Here is a 13634-nt window from a genome sequence, read left to right as displayed (position 1 = left end):
GAAGTTATTGCTGTACTCTTTAAAGGTTAAAATTAGTTTATTTCTCACTAATTATTTGCCCTAGAATACCCTTTATTATTGCCTGTTGTTCGGGAGATACATTATCTTTTTTTGAGATGAATAATGTTCCATTTTCAACTTTCGAATCGAACCCAACCATGGATAAATATTTATCTATAGGAATAATTTCATGTCCAATAATATAGGTGTTATAAAATTCTATTTGATCTACTTCGTTCAATCCGGACATCTCACTAAAAAGGTCTTCTAATGAATATCCATTAGTATCTCCATTATATTTAAAAAATAAACTTCGAAGCAAGTCATCGATGTTACTGTTGTTATTTGTTGCCAATCGAATTAATATATCTTGGGCGATGGCAACGAACATGCCTCCACTATAGATTAGTCCCCAATGATCATGTTTTAAGGCACCATCTGTCATGGATAGTTCGCCAACGCCAGGATCACTAATATATCTCTCATAGAAGAAACTACTTAGCAAGTTTATATATGAAGTATCATTTAAAAATCCAGTATGATGTAATGCTTTTAAAGTATAGTAATTGGTGAATCCTTCTTTAAACCACTCGGTATCTTCCGCTTTAGGGCTAAACGATTTACCATTCCAAAGATGAAAGAACTCGTGCGCAAAAATAAATCTCCATATCGTTTCAGAAAACTTATCGCCATCCTTTTCAATCAAAATGCTAATATTGTTACCAATGGCTTCTCCATCTGTACTGCTGGAAGACGAAATTACAACCATCACTTTATTTAATGAATCGGTTGGGCTCGATTTCGGTATGCCGCCCATTAATGAAATATAATAATCCATCACTCCTTCGGCGAGGTTTTCAAATTCCATTTCTCGAGAAATAATATCTTTAGTGCCAAAAGCGAAAACAAGTTCAAAATCCGATCTTCTGATGGTAGCCTCTTTGTGAGTTCCTGCGAAGATTGTGGCATTAACTAAATCGAAAATACTGTTTACTTTATAGGCATAGGTATTTTGATTAATTTTATCCCACGGCGTGGTAACGCTCCAATTCATTGGCAATTTAAAATCCACATTGATCGAGCTCCGATTCTGTCCATTTAATATTAGTAATGTCCTTCCCGTATAAAACACTCCCAACTCAGTTGCATAGGCGACACCATCGATACCACCACTCCAGGAATGGGCTTCGTGGTCCAGATGAACTTCATAACTAACTATTATTGTCTCGGTTGGTAATGATCGCATTCTCCATCTGGCATCTGGAAGTGCATCCACTTCTATGGTTTTTCCACGTGAAGTAGTGACCTTCAAATTATGAACAAAACTAGCCCATCTGTTCGTTAGATGATTCGCGCCATCTGCCATGTGCAGGATGCTATCTTGAGGGATGAAGGAAACCTTTATCTTTGCAACTTTTGAGTTTTCCGTACTTAGTGAGATTACGTAGGAAATATTATCTACATCACTGAACTTATCGTCTCCGTGCATAAACCCGGTGAGCACTATTTGCAAAATCGCAATTAGTATAAGAATTCTTAAAATATTCAATACTTTCATAATTGTATTTTTAGGTCAATCTCACAGTTTCATTAAAGCTTACATGCCATTTCAATTGTGCGAAGGAAAATTATACTTTAAAACAGGCAGTGTATAGACAACTGCCAGGTTAAAACTTGGTATAAAGTTGGTTGCATCGTTATTTGTCTTCTCCGTAAAGGTATTCTCCGAACCTATGTCTATACGAATTTCAGGAATAAATCTTAAATTTTCACCTATTATATTTCCTGAGAGTGTAATTTCTGTGATAGTACTAGCTCCTAAATTGTCGTAGCTTCCAATAGCTCCTATTCCGCCACCAAATTCACTAAACGCTTCCGCACGAAGTCCAATGGCAACCTCATCGCTGAAAGTATAATCCTGATAAAGGGCAAGACCAAAAAAACCATAGCTGTCACCGGTAGCGTCTTTTATCCCAATTTCTGTGACCAATTCACCTACTCCTATTCGGCGATAGGAAGCATTTATGCCCACATTATAATTCCTGAATAGTGCCACCCTGCCGGTTAAGTCAATTTGAAGATTATTTCCTGCCGAAGTACTGTTTAGTCCCTCTGATGGTTTTAAATTTCCATCCTGATCCCCAGTTATGGCACTTACATTGAAATTATAGGTGTTATTAGAATAGCTCAGTTGCCCACCAACGCTAAAAGTGTCGAATGGATTAAATTCTGTAAAATCTGTAGAATTCATCACAGCGAGCTTTCCTGTCCAACCGTTTCCAATATTGATATCAGCCCGTAACCCTGTATGATGAAAGGGGCCGTTAGAAAACAGATAAGAAGTTGAGTAATGAAAATTGGGTGTAGGAGAGATAGTTTCATATCCTAAAAATGTGTTGAATTGCCCTATGTTAATTCTAATGTTTTCAGAAAATTGATAATAGGCGAACATTTGACCAATGATATGGGCACTGCCATTTCCACGAGGATTAACGTAAAGAGACGAATTGATTATTGCATCTGTCCCTCGCGGTCCAAATACCAGACCTGCTACTATGCCACTCTTCTTACCAGAGTAGGAAAATACCAGGTTAATCATCCCTAAACTGAATCCTGGTAAATTGGCAAACGAAGTGCGGGGTGCTGTTTCAACGGTGCCAATAGCCTGATGAAAATATGTATCTACAGACCCTGAAAGGCAGAATTCGCTTTTCGTGACATCATCTACAACAAAAGGTTCAAAAGGGCCCCTTGGTTGTGCGATAGTAGCTGTGGCCTGGAGTAGCAATAGCACTATAAAAAATATTATCTCAAGTAATAATGTTCTCATAATCTTTTAATTTGAGTTGGATGTCTAATCGCTGAATTTTCTATTCCAGATCGAACCCGGCTAACCCAAGAAAATTATACGTCCCTGCGTTTCCTGCCGAAGCGCTGGTGGTTTTTAATGTCACCTGATCCTTGCACTTAATTTTACCAGTGCCAGAAATTGCTAGTTTTTTCATAATATTTAATTTTAGGTTATGAGGGAACACTATTTTCCTCCTTAGATTTCAGGTGTAAATGAAGTGTACATTTTGCTAGCAAACGTTCGAGATCGTGTTTTCAAACGGAGTAAAATCCGTTCGGATTTTGGCATGTGCAAATCCGAACAAGTCACTATGGTCGAACCGGTTATAATTAAATAAGATCAATTCTTCTAAAGATTGAACTCCTTTAAAATTGCGGTAACCCTAAATGGTTGATTCAGAATTTATGGTTCACTAGTAAAAAATCCAGCAGATATTTGTCTAAGTAGAATTTGATGAGTGGTAAATGGAAGGAAAGTAAACTTAATAAGGAAGAATGGATTGGTTCTTCCGGTAAATAGCGCCTCGCGAAAAACTTCCGTCTAGCAATTCGAGATAATAAATTTGGATCAAAACAATGTGAATGTATAAGTGTGAGAATCATCGTGGTTTGGGCTAGGCGTATCGATACCTATTCTATGATTTATAGAATGACTGAAACAAAATTCTTATCCACAAGATAGTACGCAAATGTGTGGTTAGCCTTACTTTAAGGAACAACCTCCCCTATTATTTGTACTTTTGATAAAAGAATTTTAAGTCGCATGTCATTTTCGATGGTTCTGATTCTCAGGTTTCTAGCGCTTTTCAGAATGATTTACAACTAAGAAACACCCACACATAACCAGATTTGATCGCTATCGCATAAAACTATTTTATAAAGGTGACTATTAGTATTTCAGATATTATACCAGTTATAATTGTATTTCAAAGTTTTTTATTCGCTATTGTTTTACTAACTGATAACGGTCCAAAAAGAAATAGTAATAGATATCTGGCGTCATTCTTAACTCTTCTAGGAACCCAGTTTATGGTAATTGTTGGACAGGGATTTGGTTTTAATTCAACTTTTATCGTTTCATGCATCTGTATCTTTGGTTTCTCGTATGGCCCTTTGCTTTATCTGTATACAAAAACATTGATATACCAATCGTTCGATTTTAAAGCAAAACATCTACTGCATTTTATTCCGGTTGTTCTAATCCTTATAATCTCTGGGTTTGGTTATTCAACATGTAGTGTTGGTGGGTTTCTAATGTATATTAGTTTAGTTCTATACATTGTTTTGGCTATTCTGGAGATAATTAATTACCGAAAAATTATAAGAGAAACTCAGTCCACTTTAAATCAAACTGATTTAGTATGGTTACAATGGACCTTGATATTATTTAGCATCGCATTACTCCTAGATGTTGTAAATGAATTCTTATTGAGTATGTATTTAGTTGGAGGAATCTCATCTATCCATTTAACAATTGTAGTTCTAGTTAATTGGATGTTTTATAAAGGGCTAAAACAGCCTCAAATATTTTTAGGTATCACCCCGATGGATGTGGAGGTATTAAGAGATAAAAAGAACAAGCCCGCAAGGCTAGATCCTAACATAAATGAGAAAGAAGAACTTGAAAAAATTGAATCGTTTATGAAGGCGAATGACTATTTTACAAATCCGCAATTAAATCTAAAAGACCTTGCCGACCATTTAAACATAGCCCCCCGGCATTTATCTTATCTTATCAACACATTTCACAGAAAGAACTTTATGAGTTTTATAAATGATTTCAGGATTGAAAAGGCAAAAACCAGATTAAGTAAGCCTGAAGATCCCAAAGAAACTGTTTTAGAAGTTATGTACGATGTAGGGTTTAATTCTAAATCTTCATTTAATACGCTATTCAAGCAAAATACGGGTCTAACACCTTCAGAATATAAAAACAAGTATGCCCAAAAGTGAGTTCGATTTTATCAATTCAAGAATTCAAACCCATTTACTAAAAAGAATAAAGTTCGAATAAATGTTTTCGAACGCTGACCATAAATATTCTTCATTGATTTGCATCAAACAAATTGAAGCACAATGAATCGAACTATTTATTTAATTATTGCTCTCGTAATTATAGCATTTAGTGTATTAGTATATACCAATAAATATATGCGGGAAAACTCATCAGTCCAGATTATTGGCGAGGGATTTAAGGATGAATTTAAACATGTAACCTTGCATTATTTTGATCATAATGAATTGACCTATAAAGAAATAAAATCTCAATCGTTATCAGCCGACGAAAAATTCGAGTTTTCATTTCCATTTGAAAATGCCAATCTCTATCAACTCAGTTTTGACGAAAAGGAATACATCCCTTTATCTATTGAACACTCAGGTACTATCTCTATTGTTAGGTCTGAAAAGAAATATAAAATTGAAGGATCCCAATCCACAAATAATATAATCTGGTTTGAAGAAAGGAATGAACAATTACAAGCAAAATATTTCGCCCAATTAAAAATCGATATAGACAAGGCGATGATCGAAGACGATCAGGAAACAATTAAGAATCTCACAGAACAATCCGAAATTTTGTTATTAGAATTTTTGAAAGAATTTAGAGAGGCTATTATCGATCTAGGAACTACTCCTGCCGGGTACTATGCACTACGCTATTCAGATTTTAATAAAGAAATGGATTTTGTTGAAGAACGATTGGTCGCTTTCAAAAAAGAGGCTCCTAATAGTTTGGTAACAAAAGCATTGGAAAAACAAGTGTATCAGGCCAAGTTAACTTCAATTGGAAATAGTCCTCCTCAATTTGAGACAAAGGATAAAGAAGGTAAAATTATTACATTAAATGATTATTTGGGAAACGTTGTACTTATCGACTTTTGGGCATCCTGGTGTCGTGCGTGTCGTATCGAAAATCCAAAATTTGCTGTACTTTATGAAACATATAAAAACAAAGGTTTCGAAATAATTAGTATTTCTCAAGATAAGATCGAAACAGTATGGCTAAAGTCCATTGAAAAAGATGGTATTGGTGCATGGGTTCATATACACGATGAGGATCTTACAATTTCAAAACAATTCAGCATTTCATCGTTGCCGCAAAATTTACTTTTAAGTGGAGATGGAAAAATCATCGCCAAAAATATTTCTGCCGAGGAATTGTCAACCATTCTCTCTAACTTATAAAATAAATGTTGCATTACGACAGTAACTTGCCACTTTATAATATTTGGCAATGTGGTTTTGATTAAAAGTGATATGTAAACTCGTTAAAAGAGTAGCTTTTCAGGGATGATTAAATATGTTTTAATTAAGTATTTAATCCCGGAACTTAGGCTCCAGTACTTCTTTCATAAATATGTTGTTTTCTATGTCATCCTCATAGAACCATATATTTCTTAGTTTTCTATCTATTAATAATCGTAGCTGATCTCCTTTAAAAGGAGAATTTGATTGAGAGGCATTCCCATAACTTAATAGGCCTTTCGACTTTATTTTGTCACCGAATTCGACGACGGAAGTAAAGGCAGATCCACCAAGCAGTTTATATTTGTTATTATCGACAGGGGTATAGAAACCGGCGTTAAAACTTCCAATTTCGCTGAGTCCTATACCCCCTCTAATTGATTTTCCAGCATAATTTGTTTCATAAACTTCTCCCCAGGAAATGTCTAACTTTCCATATTTTTCAATCGTATTCCTGGCGGCTATTAATAGCAACATTTTTGCTTCTTCATTTAAAGTATTAGGCGTGTTCAGGGGATTTTGAGGTGAAAATTCTGTTTCAAAAATATTAATTCCTTTAGTTGCCCTATACCAATTTGTGAATAGAACTCCCCCAATGCTTGATGTATCCAAAGTCCTGTCCCAGTTTTTTAACACAGTTGCCGCCTCCACCAATAAGGTGTCTGAAGATCGTTCACCATAAGTCACTAACCCATCTAATGTTCTGTCTGCAAGTTCAGAATAAGTGGAGGCTTGCAATATTTCTATTTTTTCAAAATTGAGTTTATCTTCATTTAAGATCATCTTCAAAGACCTTGCGCTTCTGTAATTAAAGTATTTAAAAGGCTTATCAGAAATATAAGAAGGATAGTTTTCAGGAGAAATCTCATAGGGATATGTGCTGGTCCACGGCTCATTATTGGAGTTGGCAACAAATCCAGATTTGGGATCCAAAAATTTTGGAAGCTCATTGTAGGAAAGATATTCAGTTACATGAGAACCATATTGAGTTGCAGGCACAACTTTTGTCCAATCTACCAAACTACCTTCTGCGCGTTTGGGGATAATACCGTTGTATAAATAGAAAATATGTCCCTCTTTATCTGCATAAACTACATTTTGAAGGGGCAATTGTAATTTCTTCATCGCATTTTCAAATTCAGCTAAGTTGTTGGCTTTAGCCATTTCGTTGAATTGTTGCATAATAAATGGTCGGTCTAATCCAGAGAGTCTTAAAGCTAAAGCTTTCCCATTTTTCTCTTCAATCAAATATCCATAATCGGATTTCTTAACCTGGATTGACTCATAGATTATAGTGTCTTTATTTTTAATTCCCATGCTATCTTTTTCAATCTCCAATGGCTTCCAATCACCTTCTACTAAGTAGTTGTTATCAGTAATCTCCAATTCGATTAGATCCATAGCATCTGCCTGATTATATGTTAATGCCCACCCTAAATTTTCATTAAACCCCATAGATATTATCGGGCTACCAACCAGAGCAATCCCATAAATATTTAAATCTTTACTCTTGAGATGTGCTTCAAAAAACAAATAATCGGGCAACCATGGAGGATGTGGTTGTGTAAGCAATATCGCATTCCCAGTTTCGGATTTTGAAGGACCTATTGCCCAAGCATTAGAACCGGCAGTTTTCCATTCCGATGCCTGAGGCTGAATTGCGAATCCCGCAACACCTAAATGATAAGTCATTTGAAGTTGGGCAAGTGGATCTGAGTTTAATATTGGTAATACGGCCTTTAACGAATCACTTAGTTGATCTGGATGTTTCCTACTATAGTCATTTATTCCAGCAACAAATGATGATATCATAATTTTGAAGTCTTCATTCTGAACATCATACCATTGCCGAGCGCGTTTTGGGATATCCAACTTTCTTATAAGCAAATCACTCGAAGCATTTTTATCATCATCCCAATATTCCGCCGATCGACCTCTGGCCTTTCCATACGATTCTAAAATAATATTGCCATGAGCTTTCATCTGTGCCCATCCAAAGGCATAATAGACGTCGGCCACATTCTCTTCATTAATATGGGGCACACCCCAGTTGTCCCATATAATTTTTATTGATTTACCTCCTTGAGCATTTATCCCTTTGATTGATATGCATATTAGTACAAATAAAAAGATTAAATGTTTTCGCGCGATTAAGGTCATATAATTTCGTTTCATTCCTAAATTTTTAATTCTAAGTTGATAAATCTAAGCTAATCAATGTTGCGAGTGAACATTATGAGTAATAGTTGGTGCGCTATAAACAACGGCAAAATTGAAACTTGGTAGCGTGTTAATAGCTTCTCCATTTAAAGATTTCGTGAAAATCTTCTCTAATCCAATGTCCATTCTAAATTCGGGAATAACCCGAAGATTCCCATTTTTTAAATTTGCTGAAAGAGTAATTTCTGAAATACTCACTCCTCCGTTGCCATTATCCCCTTCACTAGCACCAACGCCGCCTTCTCATTGATTATATGATTCTGTGCGAAGACCTAAGCTATGGCTTCCGTTGAAAGTAACACAATTACGAAGTGTAAATAAAGTAATGTTGTATTCGTTAGGAGTTGATTTAAAAGTAAGTATCGCCCTCGATATTGAGTCTAAATACCGAGGGCGATTTATAGGCTCTAGAAGCCTGAAATCCCCTGAGGACTATTAATAGGGATCTTATACCTACCGACCTCCGACAACTGGCCTTCCTTTGCTTTAAAGGCAACCAATATTCCTGCAGCACCATAGATCTGATAGAAATACCCATCTTCACTCATCCAGTTATCTGCAGGTCCGCTGGTTGGAATTCCCGCCAGAGCTTTGAATCCGGCGACTCCCTCGATTTTTGCCATTTTATCATTCTTAAGTCTTAGGCCATCATCCAGTATTTCGAAACTAGAAATTGTGCCAAGACCAAAATTTGCGGCATATGCATATTTATTGTCTGCATCGATAGAGACCCAACAGGTTTCAGATGGTCCATTAGGAGCAGCATCCAGACTAACGGTGGTTGAGTTTAGATTGGTAATTTGACCATTCTTTTCCAATCTAGATAAACCGGCGCCATTACCAGCAGCAAAAGTATTCACGAACAAATTATCACTACCGTTCAAAAAACACAAGGAAAATGGCGTTGGTGAACCGGAATCATTAATAACCGCAGCCCCCAATGTCCCATCTCCTTTAATTGGAAAAGCAACAATACCATCTTTTGTCGTTGCGTTTGAGGGCGAAAGTATAGGACCGTTTTCACCACCTACAGGTCTGGCGTTGAAGAGTACATCAACTAATACGAATTTACCATCCGGGGAGACAATGATCTGTGTTGGAATTCGATCTTTAGCCAATTTGGTATTAACAGTATACCTGTGCTTCATCGGCTGTAGTTTCATATCGGCCGTTACTTTTAACAGGCTGATATGATTTGGCCCAAAAGAGTGCATTGCATACAAGACTCCAGAGGTGGAATCAAAAGACAACGAACTGAGGTTTGAACTTTCACCAGATCCTTTATTGTCCATCAGTCTTAAATTACCATTCTCAGCAATTTTAAAAACAGAAACGCTGTTGTCCCCGGAATTTGCAACAAATAGCATTTGATGATCATCGGATAGAATCACGGAATTGGCGCTTAACAAGGGGTCCGGTGCAGAAGTCTCTCCCGTAGTAGCCTTAAAACCGTTAGTCCCTTTACCGTTGGTTGGAACTCGTTCCACTTCCTTCAGAGTTCCATCTATATTCCTTGAATAATGTATTACAGAATTATTCGTCTCATTAGTTTGTACATACAAGTGGGAGTTAATGTATTCACCCTGTGTAGCAACGGTTTTAGATGTGGCTTCTAAGAAAGGTTTGTCTTTACATGAAATCAGGCTCATGTTAACGATTACGATAAGTAATATTTGTATAATATTTTTCATTTTTATTAATGTTAGATGATTAAATTTTAAGTGTCTTATTAAAATGGATATGTCATTAGGAAGTTCTATTCCAAATCATAGCCTGTTAGACCAAGAAAATTATAGGTTCCTGCTTTACCAATAGATTGGCTGGTTGTTTTTAATGCAACCTGTTCCTCATATTTTATTTTACCTGAGCTTGAAATCGCATATCGATTGATTGAAAAAGATTGAAATGCACCCAATACATATAGCTGCCTATTGTCTGGTGTTATATACATGTCCTTGGTATCACCTGGAGGTGCGTTGTCTCCTCTAGCTTCAGCTCCGATTGTTGAAGTAATATTTCCAGCTTTATCTACCTTAAATGAGGTTATAACGTTAGCTCCAAAACTGGCTACGTACAACCGGTTGCCCGATGGATTTAAAAGGGTCCAGCAAGCCTCATCAATATCATTCGCCCCAGCGGTGTTGTAATTCCCGCTCTTTGTAACCGAACTACCGCTATCCTTTAAAATAGTAAGGCTGTTATTTCTCTTATTCGGGATAAGGTTAAAATTTGATATGTGCAAAGTAGTATTGCTTCCCTTTGCCCAATTAAACCCAATACTTCCCGCTATTCCTTCTTCTTCAAAAAAACGCTTTCCAAAAATCGAACCTTCCTTAAAATCATAAACATACACCCGACTGGGCTGTTGTTCGTTAAGAGATGTCAACTCGGTTGAAAAATGGGCAATTCCCCAGGTTGAAACCGCAAGTTTTGTTCCATCATCACTAAAAGAAACGCAGGTAGGTCCACCGTTCTTTCTAACATATGTATCTAGGATTCGTTCCGGAGTAAGAGTTCCGTTCGAAGCATTAAAACTGAAGAGTGCAATGTTCCGTAGTCTATCCGAATCATCAGATCGCCCTAAGTTGGAAGCATGAAATGCATCATTTGGATAACGTTCAATTTTATCGCCATCCTTTTGTACATTTGGATTGTTCCATTGATTTCCAACTACAATCCAGAATTGATCCTTGCTATTAGATTTCTTTGTATAGGTAATACTCACAGGCCTTTGACCTTGGGAGCTTACATTTTCTATTAGCGTCAAGGCCCCGGTAGGTTTATCGATTGCAAAAACCGAGATCGTATTTCCTCCGGCGTTCACATTCAGTAAATAACCATCGATAATTTGAATGGCATTTTGAGAATCAAAATCACCCCTGGCGTCTCCGCCCGCACTGGTATTTGCACCACCTTTGCTGTTGGTGACATATCCAGTTTCATTGGATAGACTACCATCGCTGTAACGGTCAAATTTGATCACCTTATTGATTCCTTCACCATTAGTTGTAGTGTAAAGGAATCCTTTAAGAGTTCGTTGTCGGTTTTGTGAGTTCCCATTGAATGAGAAGCAAAGTCCTAAACCGATACATAAAATTGCTAGTTTTTTCATAATATTTAATTTTAGTTATGAGAGAACCTTATTGTCCTCCCTCGATTTCAAGTGTAAATGAACAGCACATTTTGCAGGCAAACGTTCGAGATCGTGTTTTCAAACGGAGTAAAATCCGTTCGGATTTAGGCATGAACAAATCCGAACAAGTCATTATGGTTGAAGGGGTTATGATAAATCGAGATCAATCATTCTCAAGGTTGATTACCTTATGATTTGCGGAAAACCGAATTGGTAAGTATAGAATTTATGGTTCGTTAGAATAATTGTTATATGATATTTTTCTAAGTAGAATTAGATGAGCGGTAAATGGAAGGCAAGTAAACTTAATATGGAAGAATGGATTAATAGGCCTCGAGATTATTGCTTTTTCATCCAGGAAATAATACGTTTTCCTCCATCCCTAAGTGAGTTAGCCCCTTCCAAAATTGAACTGTGCATGCGTATTGTTAATTATTAATGATGATCTAAAACGTCTTTTTTAAATGAAATGTTCTCCTTGTTGTTGGAAGTAAGAAATTTATTAGACCTAACTTTCTAAAAATATACTTGGATCATACAAAGACCAACAACTATTTGCCTAATTGAGATCGATACTGAGAAGGAGTGAGGCCGGTTTTCTTTTTAAAGAGGGTGTTGAATACAGAGCGAGAATTAAAACCTACGTCATACATTATTTCCTTAATTGTAAGGTCTTGATCATTATTATTCTGTAATAAATTTTCGGCAGCTTTTATTCTATAGGAATTTATATAGTCAGAAAAGTTTTGGCCGAGTATATGATTTATCGATTGTGATAAGGACCTTACAGAAATCTCCAATGTTTCTGCTAAGCTAGACAAATCAAGATCTGGATTTAAGTAAGGTTTCTTCGTTTCCATATGTTTCTCTACTTGCATTGCAAGTTTATCCAGTTCATCTTTATCCGATTTAGAAATATTTCGTTTTGAATTATTTTCTGAAGTAACATGCAAGTCTGAAGCAGATATTTGTTGAAAGGAAAGCGGGCTTTTTAACCCCTGATAAATTATTAGATTTACAAAAAGTAACACGGCAAATTGAACGAAGCTTTCATTCGGTAAGATAATTCCCCCAATCTCAAATCCACCTTGATTTTTAAGTATATCCAGAAATACAAGTACAAGCATCGCAGATAGGAATGTCTTCAGCCACCTTGTTTCCGAAAAATTGGTGTTTGATGAAACCTGTGGAAGAATTCTTTTATATACCGCGATCTCTACAAATCCTGCTACGCAATAAACAAAGATTGTTGCTAGTAATACCATGGCTATATTTTTGCAGATCAAATACCCAAAGGAAACCAATGTTATGACTAGTACGAATGGTATAAAATGCATCCAATACAACCCTTTAAATTGAGCGTCTTTTCTTAAGTGAAACTTTACATATAGATAAAGTAGCGGACCATATAAGAATCCATAGGCACAACTGTAAGGAGGAAGTACTTCTACTAGGTAACCATTGGCATAAAGAAGATTATAAAAAAAATGGAGTCCAAAAGTAAGAAGTAACAAAGCTAGAAACTTATTGCCAGGTTTCTTATTATACTTAGGGGTACATAATACGCCGGCAAAAAGGAAACTTTGCCATATAACAATTGTAAGAATTATACTAATTGGTTCGAGCTGCACCTTTAAGGTAAATTTTCGAATTATGTTCTTCTTGTAAATAGCCTTTCACGATATATCTTCCGTCTATCAATTAAAGATAATAAAATCTAATCCAAATGATCTAAATGTAGGGCGAGGATATCCTTTATGAATATAGATTAAATCCAGTATAGCAAACGAAAATTAATCAAGGGAAGAAGTTAAAATGCTTCACAGTTCGAACAAAGTGAGGGGCCAGGTGGTGCGCTGGCGTGTCGCTGAGTTCAAAATTGTCATTTAGGATATTTAATTTGTAATAAAGTGTCTCGAAGCATCAACTTCAACATTCTTTTCCCCGCAGTAGTTTTGAAATATTTCTCTCTTCGAATAGCATCTACTCTACTAAAAAAGAACTCACAATAAACTAGCTTTAAAGGGCGTCTCTTGGCTGTGCTAATCGTTCCTCCTTTATTATGATCGATCAATCTTTTTTGCAGGTTCGTAGTAAACCCGTGATATAAAAGAAGATCCCTTTCACTTTGAAGCACATATACGCAATAAGGTAAAACCATAATAGAATAAAAAAAACCCATGTC

General features: G+C 36.2%; 10 protein-coding genes. 2 read left to right on the top strand and 8 right to left on the bottom strand.

The annotated features are described in order from the left end of the window. Positions 1 to 37: 37 nt before the first annotated feature. Genes C5O00_RS05845 through C5O00_RS14660 form a run of 3 tightly spaced genes read right to left on the bottom strand, consistent with a single transcriptional unit; the run spans position 38 to position 3005 of the window. A complete protein-coding gene (locus tag C5O00_RS05845) occupies positions 38 to 1558 on the bottom strand; it encodes a M61 family metallopeptidase (RefSeq protein ID WP_105215772.1) in 1521 nt (506 codons plus the stop codon). Positions 1559 to 1609: 51 nt separating this feature from the next. After that, positions 1610 to 2830, bottom strand: coding sequence for an outer membrane beta-barrel protein (locus C5O00_RS05840; RefSeq protein ID WP_105215770.1), 1221 nt, complete (start codon positions 2828 to 2830; stop codon positions 1610 to 1612). A 40-nt stretch (positions 2831 to 2870) separates the two neighbouring features. After that, on the bottom strand, positions 2871 to 3005 hold the full coding sequence (locus C5O00_RS14660) for a hypothetical protein (RefSeq protein ID WP_262502262.1): 135 nt from the start codon (positions 3003 to 3005) through the stop codon (positions 2871 to 2873). A gap of 874 nt (positions 3006 to 3879) precedes the next feature. Between C5O00_RS14660 and C5O00_RS05835 the strand changes: the two genes are divergently transcribed. Beyond that, positions 3880 to 4803, top strand: coding sequence for a helix-turn-helix domain-containing protein (locus tag C5O00_RS05835; protein ID WP_212390068.1), 924 nt, complete (start codon positions 3880 to 3882; stop codon positions 4801 to 4803). A 123-nt stretch (positions 4804 to 4926) separates the two neighbouring features. Then, positions 4927 to 6036: a TlpA family protein disulfide reductase gene (locus C5O00_RS05830; protein ID WP_105215766.1), complete on the top strand. Its 1110-nt coding sequence runs from the start codon at positions 4927 to 4929 to the stop codon at positions 6034 to 6036. Positions 6037 to 6168: 132 nt separating this feature from the next. Here C5O00_RS05830 and C5O00_RS05825 read toward each other — a convergent pair whose 3' ends face one another. The 5 genes from C5O00_RS05825 to C5O00_RS05805 all read right to left on the bottom strand — a co-directional run bounded on the left by C5O00_RS05825 (position 6169) and on the right by C5O00_RS05805 (position 13610). Beyond that, positions 6169 to 8271 (bottom strand): penicillin acylase family protein, encoded by a 2103-nt coding sequence (locus C5O00_RS05825; protein WP_105215764.1) that lies wholly within the window; start codon positions 8269 to 8271, stop codon positions 6169 to 6171. Positions 8272 to 8723: 452 nt separating this feature from the next. Continuing rightward, a complete protein-coding gene (locus C5O00_RS05820) occupies positions 8724 to 10007 on the bottom strand; it encodes a lactonase family protein (RefSeq protein WP_105215762.1) in 1284 nt (427 codons plus the stop codon). 65 nt (positions 10008 to 10072) lie between these two features. Further along, positions 10073 to 11428: a beta-propeller fold lactonase family protein gene (locus C5O00_RS05815; protein ID WP_105215760.1), complete on the bottom strand. Its 1356-nt coding sequence runs from the start codon at positions 11426 to 11428 to the stop codon at positions 10073 to 10075. A gap of 572 nt (positions 11429 to 12000) precedes the next feature. Then, a complete protein-coding gene (locus C5O00_RS05810) occupies positions 12001 to 12714 on the bottom strand; it encodes a helix-turn-helix domain-containing protein (RefSeq protein ID WP_158676787.1) in 714 nt (237 codons plus the stop codon). A 617-nt stretch (positions 12715 to 13331) separates the two neighbouring features. After that, entirely contained in the window at positions 13332 to 13610 is a 279-nt protein-coding gene (locus C5O00_RS05805) for a GIY-YIG nuclease family protein (RefSeq protein WP_105217581.1), read from the bottom strand. Positions 13611 to 13634: the final 24 nt, after the last annotated feature.

Origin of the sequence: Pukyongia salina (genome assembly GCF_002966125.1) — a bacterium.
Lineage (GTDB): Bacteria > Bacteroidota > Bacteroidia > Flavobacteriales > Flavobacteriaceae > Pukyongia > Pukyongia salina.
This window is presented reverse-complemented; position numbering and strand designations above follow the sequence as displayed.